Origin of the sequence: Nocardia rhizosphaerihabitans, assembly GCF_014646295.1 — a bacterium.
GTDB lineage: Bacteria > Actinomycetota > Actinomycetes > Mycobacteriales > Mycobacteriaceae > Nocardia > Nocardia rhizosphaerihabitans.
This window is the reverse complement of the sequence record NZ_BMNE01000003.1, coordinates 515,156-534,611: the sequence shown is the minus strand read 5'-3', so window position 1 is coordinate 534,611 and position 19,456 is coordinate 515,156. Positions and strand designations below refer to the sequence as shown.

The following is a 19,456-nucleotide window of genomic DNA, read 5'->3' as shown; positions in this document are numbered from 1 at the left end:
TAGCGTCGAATATTCGACAATGCAACCCGGCGGTGGAAGTCCGACCGCCGGAGCAGCGAACGAAGTGGGTGAACAGTGCAGACGGGGTACGAGCTGTCGCATCTGGCGGCCTTGGAGGCCGAGTCGGTGCACATCTTCCGGGAGGTGGCGGCCACGTTCGAGCGGCCGGTGCTGTTGTTTTCCGGCGGCAAGGATTCGGCGGTGCTGTTGCACCTGGCGCGACGGGCCTTCTGGCCCGCGCCGCTGCCGTTTCCGCTGCTGCATGTGGACACCGGGCACAATTTCGACGAGGTGATCGAGTTCCGCGACCGGACCGCCGACCGCACCGGCGCGCGGCTGCTGGTCGCGCGGGTCCAGGACGACATCGACGCCGGCCGCTCGGTGGAGCGCCCCGGCGGGACCCGTAATCCGTTGCAGACCACCACCTTGCTGCGGGCGATCGGCGAGCACCGCTTCGACGCCGTCTTCGGTGGCGCGCGCCGCGACGAGGAGAAGGCGCGGGCCAAGGAGCGGGTGTTCAGCTTCCGCAACCGTTTCGGCGAGTGGGATCCGCGGGCGCAGCGCCCCGAGGTGTGGAACCTCTACAACGGGCGCCATCAGAAGGGCGAGCACATCCGGGTGTTCCCGCTGTCGAACTGGACCGAGCTCGACATCTGGGAGTACATCGACCGCGAGGCCGTCGAGCTGCCGACGCTGTACTACGCGCATCGGCGCCAGGTCGTCGAACGCGACGGCATGCTGTTGTCGGCAGGCCGATTCATCACCCCGCAACCAGGTGAGCACACGTTCGAGGCGACTGTGCGCTTCCGCACCGTCGGCGACGCCACCTGCACCGGGTGCGTGGAGAGCGAGGCGGACACCGCGGCGAAGGTGATCGCCGAGACCGCCGCCACCCGGCTGACCGAGCGCGGCGCCACCCGCGCCGACGACCGGATCTCCGAGACCGGCATGGAAGACCGCAAGCGAGAGGGCTACTTCTGATGAGCCGCAACCTGTTACGCCTGGCGACCGCGGGCAGCGTCGACGACGGCAAGTCGACCCTCATCGGCAGGCTGCTCTACGACTCCAAGTCGCTGTTCGACGACCAACTGGCCGCGATCGAGCGGGTCAGCACCGAACGCGGCGGCGACTCGGCAGATCTCGCCCTCGTCACCGACGGGCTGCGCGCCGAGCGCGAGCAGGGCATCACCATCGATGTCGCCTACCGCTATGTGACGACACCGCGGCGCAAGTTCGTCATCGCCGACACCCCGGGCCATGTGCAGTACACCCGCAATATGGTCACCGGCGCGTCCACCGCCGACCTCGCGCTGATCCTGGTCGACGCCCGCACCGGGGTGTCCGAGCAGACCCGCAGACACGCCTTCCTCGCCACGTTGCTCGGGGTGCCGCACCTGGTGGTGTGCGTGAACAAGATGGATCTGGTCGACTGGTCGCAGGAGCGGTTCGAGGAGATCCGCACCGAATTCGCCGCCTTCGCCGCGAAATTGACGGTCGGCGACCTGAGCTTCGTGCCCGTCTCGGCTCTGCTCGGCGACAATGTCGTCGAAAGCTCCGAACATATGGACTGGTATCCCGGACCGCCGTTGCTGCGCCACCTCGAGGACGTGCACATCGCCTCGGACCGCAATCTCATCGACGCGCGATTGCCGATCCAGTACGTCATCCGGGCGCAGCAGGGCCTCGATCATCGCAGCTACGCGGGCACCGTCGCAGGCGGCATCTTCAAGCCGGGTGACGAGGTGGTGGTGCTGCCCGCCGGACATTCCTCGCGGGTGCGCGAGATCTGGGGGCCGGGTGGCACCAAGGTCGACGAGGCGTTCACCGGGATGGCGATCTCGCTGACGCTCGACGACGAGATCGATATCGGCCGCGGTGATCTGCTGGCCCGGCCGGGTAATCGCCCGCAGCAGGGCGCCGATCTGGACGCGATGGTGTGCTGGTTCTCCGAGACCACGCAATTGCGCGAAGGCGCACGGTATCTGGTGCGCACCGCGGCGCAGACCTCGCCCGCGGAAGTCACCGCCATCGAGTACCGGCTCGATGTCAACACCTTGCACCGGGTCGAGGACGTGGAAGCGTTGTCGCTCAACGACATCGCCCGGGTCCGGCTGCGCAGCAGGCAGCCGCTGCTGTTCGATCTGTACCGGGAGAACCGGCGGACCGGCAGTTTCATCCTGATCGACCCGGTGACCGATCAGACAGTCGCCGCGGGCATGGTCACCGGCCGCGATACCGGGGCGCACGCCGCACCGGCGACGGTGGTCTGGCACCGCTCGGCGGTGACCCGCGACGATCGCGCACACTCCGGGGCCACGATCTGGCTGACCGGCCTGTCGGGCTCGGGGAAGTCGACCATCGCGGTCGAGGTGGAACGTCAACTGGTCGCGGCGGGTCGCGCCGCCTATCTACTCGACGGTGACAATCTGCGGCACGGCCTCAACGCCGGTCTCGGCTTCTCCCCCGCCGACCGGGACGAGAACGTGCGCCGGGTCGCTGAGGTCGCGGCACTGTTCGCCGATTCGGGTGCGATCGCCATCGTGTCGGTGATCAGCCCGTTCGCCGAGCAGCGCACCCGCGCGCGCACCACGCACGCCGAGCGGACGTTGCCGTTCCACGAGGTCTTCGTCGACACGCCGCTGCCGGAATGCGAACGGCGTGACCCCAAGGGGCTCTATGCCAAGGCGCGCGCCGGTGAGTTGCCCGGTTTCACCGGCATCAGCTCGCCTTACGAACGACCCGAGCACGCCGATCTCGTCATCACCCCCGATCTCGGCTCTCCCGCCGACATCGCCGCCCATATCCTCCGAGAGCTAGGAATCGCAGACCGTTGACCCACTCCAGTACCGCCACCGAAGCCGGGAGCACCGCGCCACCGGAGCCACTCACCGCGCCGTTCACGGCCGCGGTGGCCCAGGCCGAAAAGCTCATCGCCGGCGCCGAATTCGTACGTAGCGAGGCCGATCTCGCCGAGGGCTACGACTACCTCGCCGCGAGTGTCGCCGCCTGCCTGCGGCTCTCCGGCGCGCACGGCACCAGCCATCCGTATTTCGTGTCCTCGACCGGGCCGTACGCCAAGATGGGCTTGGACAATCCGGACACGCTCTACTACCACGCCAACATCGAACCCGACGCCGAGTATGTGGTGAGCGGCGTGCGCGGCACCACCGTCGACCTCAGTTTCCAAGTGCTCAAGGGCGATTACACCGCGACCGATGTCCCCGGCGGTGAAGACGCCTTCGACGATCGGCGGATTCCGATCGCCGAGGACGGCAGCTTCTCGATCCGCTTCGGCCCCGCCAAGCCGGACGCGGGTCCCGGCTACTTCACCCTCGGCGAGGGCGCGTCGATGCTGGCCGTGCGTGAGGTCTACAGCGACTGGACCGAACGCAAGGGCTCGATCCGTATCGAGCGGGTCGACACGATCGGCACCGCGCCGGTCGAGCCGGATCTGGCGCGGATGCGCAAACGCTACGGTGCCGCCGCGAAGATGCTGCTCACGCGGGTGCACACCTGGTTCAACTTCCCGAAGTGGTTCTATCTGGACCTGCCGGTGAACACCCTCACCGCGCCCAGGTTGACCCCGGGCGGGCTGAGCACCCAATACTCCTCGGTGGGCCATTTCGATCTCGCCGACGATCAGGCGCTGGTGATCACCGTCCCGAAATCGGATGCGCCGTATCAGGGTTTCCAGCTGGGCAGCCTCTGGTACATCTCCCTGGACTACGTCAACCACCAGACCAGCCTCAATCACGCACAGGCGCAGGTGGATCCGGACGGCATGATCCGGATGGTGGTGAGCAAGCAGGATCCCGGCATCGCGAACTGGATCGAGACCACCGGCCGCACGCGCGGCATCCTGCAGTTCCGGTGGCAGCGCACCGACCGGCCGATGACCGAGGCCGACGGCCCGACCGTCGCCCTAGTGCCGGTCACCGAGGTCGCCCAGCACCTCCCCCATATCGAACACAACCGGATCGACGCCGCCGGCTGGCGTGACCGGATCGCCGCCCGGCAGCGGGCTTTCGCCGAAAGGATGTTGGGATGAGCGGGGCACTGTTGGATGGAAAAGTCGTCGTCGTGTCCGGGGTCGGCCCCGGGCTCGGCCGCTCGATCTGCCTCGAGGCCGCTGCCGCGGGCGCGACGGTCGTGCTGGCGGCGCGGACCGAATCGCGGCTGCTCGAGGTGGCCGCCGAGATCGAGGCTGCCGGTGGCGCCACGCTGAGCGTGCCGACCGATATCACCGACGAGGCGGCGGTCCAGAATCTGGTGGCGAAGACCGTCGAGACATTCGGGCGGGTCGACGCGCTGGTGAACAACGCGTTCTCCGTGCCGTCGATGAAACCGCTGGACCGCACCGACTTCGACCATATCCGCTCGAGCCTCGACATGACGGTGCTGGGCGGCCTGCGGATGACGCAGGCGTTCACGCCCGCTCTCGCCGAGTCCAAAGGCGCTGTGGTGATGATCAATTCGATGGTCGTGCGGCATTCCGAACCGCGGTACGGCAGCTACAAACTCACCAAGGCCGCGCTGCTGGCCATGTCGCAGACCCTGGCCACCGAGCTCGGCGGCAAAGGCGTGCGGGTCAACAGCGTGCTGCCCGGCTATATCTGGACCGATCAGCTGAAGTGGTACTTCGGTCAGGTCGCCGAGAAGTACGGCATCACCGTCGAGCAGGTCTACGAACAGACCGCCTCGAAATCCGACCTGAAGCGGTTGCCCGAGCCCGACGAGATCGCCCGTGCCGTGGTGTTTCTCGCCTCCGACTGGTCGTCGGCGATCACCGGTCAGACCCTCGACGTCAACTGCGGCGAATACCACAACTGAGCAAGGAGTCTCCTTCGATGACCGTGCGCACCGATGTCGGCACCGTGGCCGACCTGCACGCCTCAGCCACCAAACTCACCGGTCTCACCGATTTCGGGACCGACGACTACACCGAGGCGTTGCAGGTGCTGCTCGACTCGTATCGCGACGAGGCCGGGCTCACCGAGCTCGGCAGCAAGATGTCGCGATTCTTCCTGCGCGGCACGCTTGTCGCTCGCGCGTTGAGTGAGGCCGCGTGGGCGGCCAATCCCGGTTATGTCGACACACCGGTCACCCGGCCGATCTTCGTCACCGGTCTGCCCCGGACCGGTACCACCGCGCTGCACCGTCTGCTGGCGGCCGATCCGGCCAATCAGGGGCTGGAGATGTGGCTGACCGACTTCCCGCAGCCGCGTCCGCCGCGCGAAACCTGGGACAGCAATCCCGCCTACCAGCAGATCGACGCGGGCCTGCGGCAGCATCAGGTGCAGAACCCCGAATTCATGGGCCTGCACTACATGAGCGCCTCCGACGTGGAGGAATGCTGGCAGCTGCTGCGGCAGTCGGGCACCTCGCATTCCTACGAATGCCTGGCCTACGTGCCGAGCTACTCGCAGTGGCTGGCCGGCCAGGACTGGACGCCCGCCTACGCGCGCCACCGTCGCAACCTGCAGCTGATCGGCATGAACGACACCCGCCGCTGGGTTCTCAAGAACCCCAGCCACCTGTTCTGTCTGGATGCCCTGCTCGCCGTCTACCCGGACGCCGTCGTCATCCAGACCCACCGCGACCCGGCCACCATCATCCCGTCGGTGTGCAGCCTCAACGAACACGCCACCCGCGGCTGGTCGACCACCTTCACCGGCGAGACCATCGGCCGCACCCAGCTCGACCTGTGGGCCCGCGGCCTCTCCGAATTCACCGCGGCCCGCGCCCGCCACACCGACGCCACCTTCATCGACATCGAGTTCGACGACCTGCGCGCCGACCCGTTCGGTGTCGTCGAAGGCATCTACACCCGAATCGGCACCGATTTCACCGACGAGGCCCGCACCGCCATCACCGCCCTCGACAACGAGAGCCGCACCGGCGACCGCAAACCCACCCACCACTACTCACTCGCCGACTACGGACTCACCGAGGAGATGGTCGCCGAACGCTTCGGCGCCTGACCCACCGAAGGATCCGTGCCCACCCGCTCAGCCGATCAGCGGGTGGGCACGGACAGCGCTGTCACGATCACGAACGCGGTCCGAAGAACTCGGCTCGCGCGGCGTCGATGCGGGCTTGGGCCTGTGCGGCGCCTTGAAAACTCACCGCGGCCGATCCACCGCCGGCGAGCCCCAGTGCGATGAGGCCGCCGATCACCGAGAGCAGATCTGGCGCCGGGAGGACGTCCGTGTCGCCGGCGGGCCTGACATTTTGCACGGGAACCGACGCACCACCGGCCGGTATCTGCGCCGCGGGTGGATCACCTGCTCCGCCGGGCGCCGGTGCTGCGGGTGACTCACCGCCCGGTGCCGATCCCGCGGGCGGTGCACTGCCGCCGCCGGGTGAACTCCCCGGTTCCGACGGACCCCCCGGTTCGGTAGCCTCCGGGTCGGTGGTCTCCGGGTCGGTGGCCTCCGGTTCGGGTTGTGCCGGCGCGGACGGCGCATCGGGGGCCAGACCTTCGGGAGCAGGCTCTTCGGCAGGCGCTTCGGGCTCGGGTGCATCGCCCGGGTTCGGGTTGTTGCCCTGGTTACCGCCCCCGTTACCCTGATTACCGTTTCCGCTACCAGGGTTCTGATTCCCGTTGTTGCCCTGATTGCCTTTCCCGTTACCCTGATTGCCATTGCCGCTGCCGGGGTTCTGATTCCCGCTATTGCCGTTGTCTCCGCCCCCATTACCCTGATTACCGATGCCACTACCACCCCCATGGCCATGGTCTGGCGGGTCGGCAACCAACCGGGCACCGTCGCCGTTCGCGAAACGATCTCCGCCGGGAATCCCCGCCATGTTGATCTCGCCACTGGTAACGCGGGTCGGCTCAGCGTCCGCGACCCCGCCGTATCCGAGCAGGCCGAGGAAACCCGCGGCCCCTGCCACCACGACTGTTCGTCTCATTCGACCGACCATCACGCGCCCGCCGTCCCGTCCTCGATAGTCCAGCCCACACCATTGCGGTCGGCTCCGGCGTCCAGCACGTTACGCACCGCCCCTCCCCGCGCCCGGATGTATGCGGCGCGCACCCTCAGACCGAGCCTGATCAGGCTATCCAATAGCAACGTCCCGCGACCGCCTGAGTCGGCCCCATGGGGCAAGACCAGTTCCGACGCACCTTCAACGAATCAGAACCACCTGGGACACGGTCTCAGGCTGGTTCGGGTAGCTCAGCGACGGAACTGGGCGTACCAGTCGAGCAGGGCCGGGTGGTCGATGGCGGTGGTGTCGAGGACCTGGGATGGTGTGGCGCCCTGCAGGATTCGCTTGATGGGGACCTCCAGCTTCTTTCCGGTTTTCGTGCGAGGCACGCCGGGTGCGGCGATGATCTCGTCGGGGACGTGGCGAGGGGACACTTCGGTGCGGATGGTGGCGGCGATGCCGGCTTTCATCGCATCGGTGAGGGTGGCGCCGGTGGGGAGAACGACGAACAGCGGCATCCAGTAGCCGCCGTCGGGTTGTTCGGCGCCGATGACGAGGGAGTCGACGATGTCGGGGAGTTGTTCGACGGCCTGGTAGATATCGGCGCTGCCCATGCGGATGCCGTGCCGGTTCAGGGTGGAATCCGAGCGGCCGTGGACGATGACGCTGTGCCGGTCGGTGACCGTGATCCAGTCTCCGTGACGCCAGACATCGGGGTAGTCCTCGAAATAGGCGGCGCGATAACGGGATCCGTCGGGGTCGTTCCAGAAGCGGATCGGCATCGACGGCATGGGTTTCGTGACGACCAGTTCACCGACGACACCGTGGACGGGTTTACCCTGGTCGTCCCAGGCTTCCAGGGCGACGCCCAGATACGGCGCGGACAACTCGCCCGGCCGGACGGGGACGGTCGGTGCGCCGCCGGCGAAGGCCGAGACGACGTCGGTGCCGCCGCTGATCGAGGCGACCGGGATGTGGGCACCGACATTGTCACGCAACCAGATCGACGAGCTGGCAGGCAGCGCCGAACCGGTGATGCCGATCAGGCGCAACGCGGACAGGTCGTGGTCGTGCCGCGGGACCGCGTCGGCCTTCGCACACGCCAGGACATAGCCGGGGCTGGCGCCGAGCACCGTCGCGCCCAGCTGGGCGGCCAGCTCCCACAGCGCATCCGGCCTCGGGGCCGTCGGGCTGCCCGGATAGCAGACGATGGTCGCGCCGACCAGCAGCCCGGCGACCTGGAAGTTCCACATCATCCAGCTCGGGCTGGTGTACCAGAAGAAGGTGTCCTCGGGTCCGATATCGAACTGCAGCGCCATCGCTTTGAGGTGTTCGAGCAGCACCCCGCCGTGGCCGTGCACGATGCCCTTCGGCAGGCCGGTCGTACCCGAGGAGTACAGGACCCAGAGCGGGTGATCGAACGCCACCCGTTCGGTGCGCCACTGCGCGCCGTCGTCGGCACTCGCCTCGTCCCAGTCGAGCGCACCGTCGATGCCGCCACCCAGCCGCGACACCAGCACCGTCGCCCGCAGTCCCGGCAGACCCTCGCGCAGTGCCTCGATTTCGGCGACCTTGTGGTGCTCCTTACCGCCGAAGCGGTATCCGTCGGTGGTCACCAGCACGACCGGTTCCAGCTGACCCAACCGGTCCAGGGCGGCCTTTGCCGTGTAGTCCTGCCCGCAGGCGCTCCACACGGCACCGAGGCTCGCGGTCGCCAGGAACGCGATCACCGCCTCGGGAATGTCGGGCAGGTAGCCGACTACCCGATCACCGGGCCGGACACCTAGTTCGCGCAGCGTCCGCGCGAATCCGGCTGCCCGGCCCAGCATCTCGGCCCACGACAACTCCGTGACCGTGCCGCCCTCGTCGACCGACACGATCGCGGGCCGATCCGTCCGCGCCTGCCGGATCACCTGGTCGACGTAGTTCAGCCGGGCACCCGGAAACCACCGCGCCCCAGGCATGTCCGCGTCCGCGAGCACGACCGCAGGCCGCTCCCCCAGCGCGAAGTAGTCCCATACGGCGCTCCAGAACCCGGCCAGATCGTCGACCGACCACTGCCACAGCGTCCGGTAGTCCGGGAGCGAGACCGCGTGCCGCGACTCCACGAACCGTGCGAAATCGGTGATCCGCGCCTGGGCGATGTCCTGCGCGGTCGGCACCCACTGCGGCGCCACGGTCACGCTCGTCATCGCGCGCTCCACCCCCCGTCCATGACGTAGGAGGAGCCGGTGATCATCCCCGCCTGGTCGGAGGCCAGCCAGGCGACCAGGCGCGCGACCTCCTCCGGTTCGATCAGCCGTTTGATCACGCTCTCGGTGAGCAACACCTTCTCCACCACCTCCTGTTCGGGGATGCCGTGCGCGACGGCCTGCTCGGCGATCTGCTTGTCCACCAACGGTGTTCGCACATAGCCGGGATTCACGCAGTTGCTGGTGACACCGTGCGGGCCGCCCTCGAGCGCCGTCACCTTCGACAGCCCTTCCAGTGCGTGCTTGGCGGTCACGTACGCCACCTTGAACGGAGACGCGCGCAGCCCGTGAACCGACGAGATATTCACGACGCGGCCGAATCCCTGCTCGTACATGTGCGGCAGCGCCGCGCGGATGAGCAGGAACGGCGCCTCCACCATCAGCGTCTGGATGAGCCGGAACCGCTCGGGCGGGAAATCCTGGATCGGGCTCACGGTCTGCACGCCGGCGTTGTTCACCAGAATGTCGACCGACAGACTCAGCTCCGCCAGCGCGCCGACGTCGAGAAGATCCACCGCCCAGGCGGTTCCGCCGATCTCGGTGGCCACGGTCTTCGCGCCGAGCTCGTCGATATCGGCGACGGTGACCTCCGCACCGCGCGCGGCCAGCTCGCGCGCGCAGGCCGCGCCGATCCCGCCCGCCGCGCCGGTGACCAGCGCCTTGCGTCCGAGGAGATCGGTCATGCCGACACGACCTTCGCCGGCGTCGGCGCGGCCACGGTGGCGGCATCGGCGGCGTCGAGGGATTCGAGGTCGATGCCCTTGGTCTCCTTCGCGCACAGCACCGCGATCACCGTCACGACCGACGCCACCGCCAGATACACCGCGATCGGGACCGAGGAACCGTAGGAGTCGAGCAGCTTGACCGCGATGATCGGCGCGAGCGAACCCGCCACGATCGAGGTGACCTGATAGCCCAGCGACACACCGGAATACCGCATCCGCGTCGGGAACATCTCCGCCATGATCGCGGGCTGACCCGCGTACATCAGGCCGTGGAAGACCAGGCCGATTATGATCGCCGACAGGATCAGCGCGCTGTTGGCGGTGTCCATCAACGGGAAGGCGAAGAAGCCCCAGGTGCCGGCGGCCAGCGCACCGACCAGGTAGACGGGGCGGCGCCCGACACGGTCACCGAGACGGCCCGCCAGCGGGATGACCGCCATGTGCACGGCGTGCGCGGCCAGCAGCCACCACAGGATCGTCGTGGTGTCGGCGTGCACGTGCACCTTCAGATAGGTGATCGAGAACGTGACGACCAGGTAGTACATGATGTTCTCGCCGAAACGCAGTCCCATCGCGGTGAAGACGCCACGCGGGTAGCGGCGCAGCACCTCGAACACGCTGAACGACGTCGCCTTGGCCTGTTCCATGTGCCGCTGTGCCTCGACGAAGATCGGGGCGTCGGTCACCTTGGTGCGCACGTAGTAGCCGACCAGCACGACTACCGCCGACAGCCAGAACGCGACCCGCCAGCCCCAGCTCAGGAACGCGGCATCGGACAGCGTCGAGGTCAGCACGAGCAGCACGACGGTGGCGAGCAGATTGCCCGCGGGTACACCCGCCTGCGGCCAGCTCGCCCAGAACGCGCGGCTGCGGCTGGGACTGTGCTCGGCGACCAGCAGGACCGCACCACCCCATTCGCCGCCGATCGCGAAGCCCTGGATGAACCGCAGCGTCACCAGCATCGCCGGGGCCCAGTAGCCGATCTGGGTGAAGGTGGGCAGACAGCCCATCAGGAAGGTCGCGCCGCCGACCAGGACGAGACTCAGTTGCAGCAGCTGCTTGCGGCCGTAGCGGTCGCCGAAGTAGCCGAAGACGATGCCGCCGAGCGGGCGGGCCGCGAAGCCGACGGCGTAGGTGACGAAGGCCGCGAGGATGGCGTCGAGATCGCTGGTGCCCTTGGCGAAGAACACCTTGCTGAAGACGAGGGTGGCGGCGGTGCCGTAGAGGAAGAATTCGTACCATTCGACGACGGTGCCTGCCATCGAGGCGGCCACCACCCGGCGCAGACCACTGGGTGCCCCGCCCGGGTCGTCGCCTGCCTGCTTGGTCGCGTTGCTGACGCTCATCACTGCTCCTTGGTGATCACGACCACATCACCGCCCATATGTGACGTGGCCCACTAGCACTGGGGAGAGTATTCGTGCAGATCGAATTCGGTCGCAATGGCCAAGTTTGCACCGCGTATCTGCAAAGATGCAGAAATGAGCGCGACCTCGCCTGATCCGGGCCGACGTCCCAGCGCCGATGACCTGCTGGTACTGCTTGCCGTGGGCCGGTCGGGGCGCTATGTCACCGCCGCGGAGGAGCTGGGAATCAACCACACGACGATCTCGCGGCGGATCGCCGCGCTCGAGCGGGCGGTGGGCGGCCGGGTCCTGGCCAAGGCCACCAGCGGCTGGGAACTGACGGACCTGGGGCGCGCGGCGCTGTCGGCGGCCGAGACGATCGAGGCCGCGGTGCGTTCGCTCGGTGCGAGCGGTGGCGAGCGGGAACTCGAAGGGGTGGTTCGGCTTTCGGCCACCGACGGGTTCAGCGCGTATCTGGCGGCCCCGGCCGCCGCGCGGGTGCAGCGCGAGCATCCCCGGGTGGCGGTGGAGATCATCGCGACCACACGGCGCGCGTCCACGCAGCGCAGCGGGCTCGACATCGAGGTGGTGGTCGGCCGGCCCCAGGTCCATCGGGCCGAGGCAATCAGGCTGGGCGACTACAGCTTGGGCCTCTACGCCGCGCGCGACTATCTCGCCGATCGCGGAACACCGGAGACGATCGAGGACCTGCGTCGCTACCCGCTCGTCTACTTCATCGAATCAATCTTGCAGGTCGACGATCTCGACCTGGCCACCAGCTTCGCACCCGCCATGCGCCAATCCGTCTCCTCGACCAATGTTTTCGTCCATGTCGAGGCCACTCGGGCGGCCACCGGGATCGGCCTGCTGCCCTGCTTCATGGCCGACCGCCACGACGATCTGGTGCGCGTGCTCGGCGAGCAGGTGCGGGTGCAGCTCACCTACTGGCTCGTCACGCGCGCGGAGACACTGCGCCGCCCCGAGGTCGCCGCGGTCGTCGATGCCTTGCGCGCCACGGTCGACGAGCGGCGCGCGGAGCTGCTCGGGGATCAGCGCGGGTCGGGGCAGCGTCCGGCGTAGTGGCTCAGACCGAGGCCGTTGCTGCTCTTGCTGCGGCCGACCGGACCGTTCTTGGCCGAGCGCAGCCAGGTGCCCGCGGTGTCGAGGACCGGCATCTTCTCGCTGAAGGCGCGGCTGTAGCGGGTGGTGCCGTCGACGGTGAGGATGCCGTCACGGACATCGATGTGGGCGACGGTGGCCCAGAAGGAGTTCTTGCCGTTGCCGATGACAACGGTGATCTGGTCGGCGTCGGGGCCGGGGAACCCGTCCGGGCCGGGGCGGCCGTAGCGCACGCGCACGCGGGGCCGCCCGAAGGTGTCGATGGCGCCGGCACCGTTGTCGACGGACTGGTAGACGTTGAGCAGCAGATCGCCGTTCTCGGTGGGGCGCACGACGACCTGCTCGGTCGCGGGGAGGTTGCTCGTGCCGGGACCGCGGCTGTCGCCCTGGTGGTGGATGAACGGCCAGGCGGCGAGGTCGCCCTGGTGGCCCTTCTCGCCGCTGATCACCACGTAGTCGCCGGTGATCTCGTTGCGGCAGAAGAAGTACACGTCGAGGTCGCCCTTGCCGAACTTCGTCACGCGCCCGGACGGGTCGTACTGCGCGCCGCGCCCGTCCCATTCGAGACCGACGGTGAGTACGAAGCCGGGGTCGCCCTTGCGCAGGTCGATGCTGGCGCGTTTGTCGGGCGAGTCCTTGGTGAGGACCACGTCGACCTTGCGGAGGTCGACCGCGGGCGCGACCGGAACAGGTTGCGGCGCAACAGCGGGCGGCACGGTCGGCTCTTCGTCGACGACGATCCCGTGCTCGGTCGCGAAGGCCGCGAGCCCGGCGCTGTATCCCTGCCCGATCGCGTCGAGCCGCCACCCGCTCCCCCGCCGATACAATGCGACGGCCTGCAGCACGGTCTCCGAATCCAGGCCGGGTGGTAGGAAACTCAGCGTCTGCGCGGTGCCTGCGACCGACACCCGCAACCCGGTGACCTCCCCGAACCGGAGGCCCTGCGCTTCAGTGCTGCCCGCGATCACCACGCGATGGATATCGGCGGGAACGGCCGAAAGATCCACCGACACCACGGCATCGGACTCCAACCGCACGCCCGGCGCCGCCGGATTGTTGAAGAACACGAAATCGGCGTCGGAACGCACCCGGCCGTCGGCCGTCACCAGCACCGCCGACACATCGACCGCTCCGGCCGGGCCGTCGAGGTCGATGCGCACCGTGTACCGGCCGTCGACCAGATCGGTCTTGGACCCTTTGGCCACCTCGACCACCGTTGCGCTCCCTGTCATGACCCCGCCCTCCACCGGTCGATTGTCGCGCCGAGCAGCCGCTACCAGCGCGATCAGACCCACGGTACCCGCGCGGAGCGCGATCGACCCGGCATCCGCACTAGTGAGCTCGCAGCTCGTTGGCTGCGATCACAGGAATCTCGGAGAACGGTGGCGATGCGCAGATGTCTGTCGTTCACTGGTCTGTATGGACGTCCGTGAACTGATCGACCGCAAGCTGGGTCGCCGGATCTCGGTGGTGGTGCCCGCACTCGACGACGAGGACACTGTCGCCGGGGTGATCGCCGCCGCGCGGCCCTGGCTGGGCGGGCTGGTCGACGAACTACTGGTCCTCGACGCGGGCTCGGCCGATCGCACCATCGCGCGGGCGCGCGCGGCCGGCGCCACGGTCTATACCAGGGAGGAGGCGCTGCCCGCGGTGGTCCCGAGACCGGGGAAAGGCGAGGTGCTGTGGCGCTCGCTGGCGGTGTGCACGGGTGATCTGATCGTCTTCCTCGATGCCGATCTCGTCGAGCCGAACCCGTCGTTCGTGCCCGCTCTGCTCGCACCGTTGCTCGACGATCCCGGTCTGGCGCTGGTGAAGGGGTACTACCGGCGGCCGCTGGCGAGCGCGGCGGGCGTGGACGCCGACGGCGGCGGTCGGGTGACGCAGCTGGTGGCCCGCCCGCTGCTCACCGCCCTCGCACCCGCCCTGGCCGAGATCGTGCAGCCGCTGGGCGGCGAATACGCCGCCACCCGAACGTTTCTCGGCGACATCTCCTACGCCAGCGGCTACGGCGCGGAAATCGGGATCCTCATCGACTGCTGGCAGCGGCACGGGCTCTCGGCGATCGCCCAGGTCGACCTCGGCACCCGTGTGCACCGCAGCAGGCCGACCCACGAACTCGCGGTGATGAGCAGACAGGTCGTGGCGACCCTGCTCGACCGGCTCGGCATCCGCGACTCCGGGATGGGGCTCGTGCAGTTCCAGCCCGGCGAAACGGGCTGGGAGCGAACACCGTCCGAGGTCAGCCTCACCGACCGCCCACCGATGACACAGCTGATCGCGGCCCAGCGCGAAAGCGCCTGAAAACCATGAACGCCGGTCCGGCCCGTACGGACCGAACCGGCGTTCGTGGTGTGTGAACTACACGGCGACCAAGCCGAAATCGAGCTTCACCAACTGGTCGGCGCAGTCGAAGTACCGGTCGTCGTGGGTGATCACGATGACCGTCTTGCCGCGTCGCTTCAGGTCGGTGAGGATCTCGCGGTAGAAGACCTCGCGGAAGCGGGGCTCCTGGTCGGCGGCCCATTCGTCGAAGACGTAGATCTGGCGGTCCTCGAGCAGGGCGGTGAGCAGGGCCAGGCGCTTACGCTGCCCCTGCGACAGGTCGACGGTCGACAGGCGCCCGTCCTGCACGGTCACCTTGTGCGCGATCTGCAGCTCCTCCAGGTACCGCTGTACTTCGCCGTCGATGCCGGGACGGTCGAAGCCCAGGTAGTCCTCGAACAGATGGAAATCGGTGAACACCGCCGACGAATTCTGCCGGTACCACTCGATGTTGTCGTGGTCGATCCTCTCCCCGTTGAGCGACAACGACCCCGAGCGTGGCACATACAGACCGGTGATGAGCTTGGCCAGCGTCGACTTACCGCTGCCGTTGCCACCGACGATGAAGGTGATCTGCCCCGGTTCGAAAACCAGGTCGATCGGACCGAGGCGGAAGCCCGCGTCCTCGGACTCGTCGCGTCCCGGCGGTGGCGCCAGCGGCCGAACATCGTTGCCGCCGTGGTCGACCCAGGCCTTGCCGTTCACATCCAGCTGAGTGGCGCCCGGATGTGCACCGGGGTGCGCCGGATGCGGCCCACCGGGACCGGGGCGGCCGTTGCCTGCCCGCGGCGGCATCCCGGGACGCGGCGGATGCCCACCACGCTCGGGCGGCCCGTCCGGGTGCGAACCGGGCGGCGGCGGAACCGGCGACGGAGCCTCGGAGCGGTACACATAGCTGACATTGGTCAGTTCCAGCTTGGCCTCCCCTGCCGCTGGACGCTCGGTGTACGGCAGGAGTTCCTCGTTGTGCAGGGTCTCCATCGACAGGTTCATCGCCCGGATCTTGGCCAGCGCCACATCACCGCGCAGCAGATCGGGAATGCGATGCATGAAGTTCTGCATCGGCATCGCCAGGAACGTGGTGACCAGCACGTAGCCGACCATCGTGTCCCGCGGCAGATTCAGCGCCGCCGCGACGACGAACAGGATCAGCGCCATCGTCGCCAGCTGCAGCGCCTGGCCGAAGCCCTGCGCGTAGGAGAACTTCGAGCCCGCGTCGGTGTTCTGATCGCGCAGCGTGCCCGCCGAACCGAGCAGATGCCGGTCCATGAAGTCCCGGCGACGGCCGCGGTGCAGCTTCAGTTCCTTGATGCCGAGCGTGACGGCCTGGAACGAACGCAGCAGCGCGTCCTCGTTCTCGCGAGCCTCGCGGTAGATCCCACGCACCCGCTTGAGCACCAGTTCGACACACGCGATACCGATCAGCGTGCCCGCCACCGTCACCGCGAAGATCGGACCCGACACGATGAACAGGAACACGAAGCAGCCGATGATGGTCGCCACGTCGACACAGATCGACGGGATGGCGGTCACCGCCTGCGACAGCGAACGCACGTCCTCGGTGAGCGTCGCCATCAGGCGGTGCATACCGAGCCGTTCCAGGTGTTCCAGCGGCGCGGAGACGATGCCGGAACTCAGGTCGCTGCGCAGCCGGTAGATCGCGTCCTGCGACAACCGGATCAACAGCACCTGCGAGGCGACACCACTGACCAGGATCACCAGGCCGGTCAGCCCGAACCGTAGCAACAGCTGATCAGGCTGCGGCTTCGGCGAGACGACCGCGTTGATCAGCGTCACCAGGTAGGTGTTGGCCACACCGCAGATCAGGCCCGCGGCCACCACGGCAGCGATCCTGGCCGGCGAGAGCGCGGCGAGAAAACGGAGTAGATGCATGACGTGTGCTCTCAGCTGCGGATGACATCGAACACGATGCCCTCGAGGGTGACACCGGGCGCGAACGAGAACGCCACCCCGGTGGAAATCGGTGCCGCCGACTGCGCGTCGCGGATCATCCGCTCCAGCACGAAGATCAGCGAGACACTCAGCATGTTGCCGTGTTCGGCGAGTACGTCCCAGCTCGGCGCCGCCGCCTCGGCCGGGATGCCCAGCGAGTGGGCCGACTCCTCGATGATGCGGGGACCACCGGGGTGGATCGCCCACAGATCGATGGCGCTCTTGTCGAGCCCGTTGCGCGCGAGCACCTCGGTCACCACCGGATCCACCCCGCGGTAGATGTAGTCGGGCAGGCTGGTCGCCAGCTCGCAGGTGACGCCCGCGTCCTTGATGCCGAGCACGATGCCGTCCTCCGCGTCGTCGAACAGGTGGCTGAAGCTGTCGCGGATCACGATGCTGCCCGGCGCCAGCGGCTGGTGCACCTGGTTGGCGCCGATCACCACCGCGCCGCAGCCGTCACCGAAGAGGCTGTGGGTGATGACATCGTTGACGTCGTCGTCGAACACGGCGTTGACCGAGCTCAATTCGATGCACAGCACCATCGCCTTCTTGTCCGGGTTCGCCCGGACGTAGTCGGTGGCGGCCCTGATGCCGTTCATCGCGGCGGCGCACCCCATGAAGTTGATGACCATGCGGCCGACCTTGGGCGACAGGCCCAGCTGCTTGACGACCGCGACGTCGACGCCGGGGGCGATGAAGCCGGTGCTGGTCACGAAGATCAGCTGGCCGATGTCCTGCGCGGGGTTGTCCAGTCCGGCGACGGCGCGGCGGGCGACGTCGACGGCCAGCGGCACCGCGTGCTCGAAGAACAGGTTCATCCGCTCCCTGATGGTGCCGGGGCGGCGGCTGAACTCGAGGAACTCCGGATCGAGCGGATCGATCGCCAGATGTCGGGTGTCGATCCTGGTCTTCTGGTAGATCCGCGGAATCCGCTGGCGCTGAGCGGGATCGGAGAACAGCTCGGCGACCCTGCCGGCGTTCACGGACTGGTCCACCACGCGCTCGGGTGAACCGGTGGCGACCGCTTCGATCACACCGACCGTGGTCGGCGGGGCGGGCGGTAGCAGGTCGTGCCCGCGCTCGACGTCGGCCGTGCGGAGCAGGTCAAAGGAAACAGACACGGGCACAAATCCTTTCGAAACAGATGTAGACGTGGCAACGGAAGGTGGGTCAGACGGTTCCGATGCCGGTGAAGCCCTGCACCGTGTAGGTCACACAGGTCTTCAGCGCTGTGGGTGCGCAGTGTTCGCGCACGAATCCCCACCGGTTCTCCTCGGCGTCACGCGACGGCGCGAGCAGATAGGTCCGGCACAGCTTGGGGAAACGATCTCCGAAGAAACTCTTCGCGGGCAGCCACTCCACCCCGAACTTCGCGGCCTCCTCGCGCACCACGTCCTCGGTGGCGATATTGGCGAAACCGCTGCGCTGGAACGGAAGTACGTGATGCACCCGGTGTGAGCTCAGCCCGGCCGAGAGGAAGCAGTCGACGTACTTGTTGCCGACCACGGTCAGGTCGTAGGCCTGCTCGAGCTGGTTGACCGCCCAGTCCTCGGTCTCGGTGTGCAATTCCTCGGTCGGCACCTCGAAGTCGTGGCTTGCCACCACCATGAAGGTGCTGATCCACAGCGTGATCACGAATTGCAGTGCCCAGGCCCAGAAGTCGCCTGCGACGGTGAAGACGACGAACTCGGCCACCAGCAGGAACCGGACACCGAAGGAACCGATGAAGTGCGGCAGCGCCCCACCCCAGGTGCCGTACATGTCCTTGATGCCCACCTTGCGGGTGAGCCGGCAGACATCGAGCAGCCGAATGATCATGCCCGTCAACAGATGTCCGAACTTGTGCACCGTGTGCACCGGCACCCGGTACAGGCGCGGCACCTGCATCATCATCGTGAAGACGTTCTTCTTGATGTCGACTTCACTCTGGGTGTGCGGGTGGTGCAGCAGCGCGTGGCCGTCGGCGGTGACGAAAGACAGTGCGACATAGTTCATGTCGAACGCGTTCACCGCGTACTTGTTGAGCCCCTTCTGCGCCCGGTGGATCGCGTAGTGACCGAAGCCGGCCAGCGAGCTGCGCAGCAGCACCATCGCGATCACGAAGACCGGCAACGGCATCCAGCTGGTGTCCCACAGGCGCAGGCCCTGCACCGCGAAGTACAGGAAGATCAGCACCGCGACGACGATGTCGAACGCGCGGTCCATCCGCTTGAGGCGGGCCGCCAGCTCGGGTTCCTTGATCCGGGCCTTGACCTTGTGCAGCAGGTCGTTCTTGTTGTCGAACTTGTACTTCGGGGTGTCGTCCCAGCTGTTGAAGCCTTCCTTGAACAGGAAGTCGGGCGCGTTGTTCTTCGGGTGGATGTCTTCGGGAGTGGCATCGCGACCGAGGCTGTAACGCTCGATCATCCGCGCGATTTTTTCCGGATCACGGTGGTAGGAACCGATGATCGAGGTGATGTCACGGTTCTTCGTGCGGCCGATGAAGAATTCACCGCCTGGATGCTTGGAGATCCAGTCACTCAGGTCGTAGGCTCTGCCGTTATAAACCCATACGTTGTTGACGGGAGGCCGACCCCCAGGGCCGGGCGGTGGCGGGAGCTCGCGCTCCTCTTCATCAGGTCGATCATCGATCGTCATTTGTTCTTCCTCCGTGTCGATCGGCGTTCGATGCGTGTTGCCTGCCGACCAGCGTCCCGACACGTATAGTCCTTGTGGCGCCTTGCATCTCGCTGAACATTCTCTTATTGGTTGTGCGTGCGTGCGTTCGGAGCTCGAGTTGCCGAAGACGACACCCAGACGACACACC

At 67.5% G+C, this 19,456-nt stretch carries 15 protein-coding genes; 7 read left to right on the top strand and 8 right to left on the bottom strand.

Features of this window, described 5'->3' with window-relative positions; all coding sequences use genetic code 11:
* Positions 1 to 75 precede the first annotated feature (75 nt).
* From cysD to IEY60_RS15310, 5 genes are read left to right on the top strand one after another with little or no spacing between them, the layout of a single operon-like run.
* Positions 76 to 981 (top strand): sulfate adenylyltransferase subunit CysD, encoded by a 906-nt coding sequence (gene cysD / locus IEY60_RS15330; RefSeq protein WP_189028548.1) that lies wholly within the window; start codon positions 76 to 78, stop codon positions 979 to 981.
* Positions 981 to 2,834 carry an adenylyl-sulfate kinase gene (gene cysC, locus IEY60_RS15325; protein ID WP_189028546.1) on the top strand — a complete coding sequence of 618 codons (1,854 nt, stop codon included), beginning with the start codon at positions 981 to 983 and terminating at the stop codon, positions 2,832 to 2,834. The genes cysD and cysC overlap by 1 nt, the downstream gene beginning before the upstream one ends.
* Positions 2,831 to 4,048, top strand: coding sequence for a hypothetical protein (locus tag IEY60_RS15320; RefSeq protein ID WP_189028544.1), 1,218 nt, complete (start codon positions 2,831 to 2,833; stop codon positions 4,046 to 4,048). The genes cysC and IEY60_RS15320 overlap by 4 nt, the downstream gene beginning before the upstream one ends.
* Positions 4,045 to 4,830, top strand: coding sequence for an SDR family oxidoreductase (locus IEY60_RS15315; protein WP_189028542.1), 786 nt, complete (start codon positions 4,045 to 4,047; stop codon positions 4,828 to 4,830). The genes IEY60_RS15320 and IEY60_RS15315 overlap by 4 nt, the downstream gene beginning before the upstream one ends.
* Before the next feature lie 17 nt (positions 4,831 to 4,847).
* Positions 4,848 to 5,981 (top strand): sulfotransferase family protein, encoded by a 1,134-nt coding sequence (locus IEY60_RS15310; protein ID WP_189028540.1) that lies wholly within the window; start codon positions 4,848 to 4,850, stop codon positions 5,979 to 5,981.
* Positions 5,982 to 6,048: 67 nt separating this feature from the next.
* On the opposite strand, the gene IEY60_RS15305 is transcribed toward IEY60_RS15310, so the two are convergent.
* The 4 genes from IEY60_RS15305 to IEY60_RS15290 form a co-directional block, all read right to left on the bottom strand.
* The gene (locus IEY60_RS15305; RefSeq protein WP_189028538.1) at positions 6,049 to 6,915 is read right to left on the bottom strand and encodes a hypothetical protein; all 867 of its coding nucleotides are present in this window, start codon (positions 6,913 to 6,915) and stop codon (positions 6,049 to 6,051) included.
* Positions 6,916 to 7,181: 266 nt separating this feature from the next.
* Positions 7,182 to 9,125, bottom strand: a complete 1,944-nt coding sequence (locus tag IEY60_RS15300) for an acetoacetate--CoA ligase (protein WP_189028536.1) — start codon at positions 9,123 to 9,125, stop codon at positions 7,182 to 7,184.
* Entirely contained in the window at positions 9,122 to 9,868 is a 747-nt protein-coding gene (locus IEY60_RS15295; RefSeq protein WP_189028534.1) for a 3-hydroxybutyrate dehydrogenase, read from the bottom strand. Before IEY60_RS15295 ends, IEY60_RS15300 begins: the two co-directional genes overlap by 4 nt.
* The gene (locus IEY60_RS15290; protein WP_189028532.1) at positions 9,865 to 11,256 is read right to left on the bottom strand and encodes an MFS transporter; all 1,392 of its coding nucleotides are present in this window, start codon (positions 11,254 to 11,256) and stop codon (positions 9,865 to 9,867) included. Before IEY60_RS15290 ends, IEY60_RS15295 begins: the two co-directional genes overlap by 4 nt.
* Before the next feature lie 135 nt (positions 11,257 to 11,391).
* Here IEY60_RS15290 and IEY60_RS15285 point away from each other — a divergent pair, with 135 nt between their 5' ends.
* Positions 11,392 to 12,336, top strand: a complete 945-nt coding sequence (locus IEY60_RS15285) for a LysR family transcriptional regulator (protein WP_229739849.1) — start codon at positions 11,392 to 11,394, stop codon at positions 12,334 to 12,336.
* Here IEY60_RS15285 and IEY60_RS15280 read toward each other — a convergent pair.
* Positions 12,306 to 13,607, bottom strand: a complete 1,302-nt coding sequence (locus tag IEY60_RS15280) for a TerD family protein (protein ID WP_189028528.1) — start codon at positions 13,605 to 13,607, stop codon at positions 12,306 to 12,308. The genes IEY60_RS15285 and IEY60_RS15280 overlap by 31 nt on opposite strands.
* A gap of 187 nt (positions 13,608 to 13,794) precedes the next feature.
* Here IEY60_RS15280 and IEY60_RS15275 point away from each other — a divergent pair, with 187 nt between their 5' ends.
* Entirely contained in the window at positions 13,795 to 14,676 is an 882-nt protein-coding gene (locus IEY60_RS15275) for a glucosyl-3-phosphoglycerate synthase (protein ID WP_189028526.1), read from the top strand.
* A 57-nt stretch (positions 14,677 to 14,733) separates the two neighbouring features.
* Here IEY60_RS15275 and IEY60_RS15270 read toward each other — a convergent pair whose 3' ends face one another.
* Genes IEY60_RS15270 through IEY60_RS15260 form a run of 3 tightly spaced genes read right to left on the bottom strand, consistent with a single transcriptional unit; the run spans position 14,734 to position 19,287 of the window.
* The gene (locus IEY60_RS15270; protein WP_189028524.1) at positions 14,734 to 16,590 is read right to left on the bottom strand and encodes an ATP-binding cassette domain-containing protein; all 1,857 of its coding nucleotides are present in this window, start codon (positions 16,588 to 16,590) and stop codon (positions 14,734 to 14,736) included.
* Between the two features lie 11 nt (positions 16,591 to 16,601).
* The gene (locus tag IEY60_RS15265; protein WP_189028522.1) at positions 16,602 to 17,771 is read right to left on the bottom strand and encodes a type III polyketide synthase; all 1,170 of its coding nucleotides are present in this window, start codon (positions 17,769 to 17,771) and stop codon (positions 16,602 to 16,604) included.
* A 49-nt stretch (positions 17,772 to 17,820) separates the two neighbouring features.
* Positions 17,821 to 19,287 carry a cytochrome b5 domain-containing protein gene (locus IEY60_RS15260; RefSeq protein ID WP_189028520.1) on the bottom strand — a complete coding sequence of 489 codons (1,467 nt, stop codon included), beginning with the start codon at positions 19,285 to 19,287 and terminating at the stop codon, positions 17,821 to 17,823.
* Between the last annotated feature and the right edge of the window lie 169 nt (positions 19,288 to 19,456).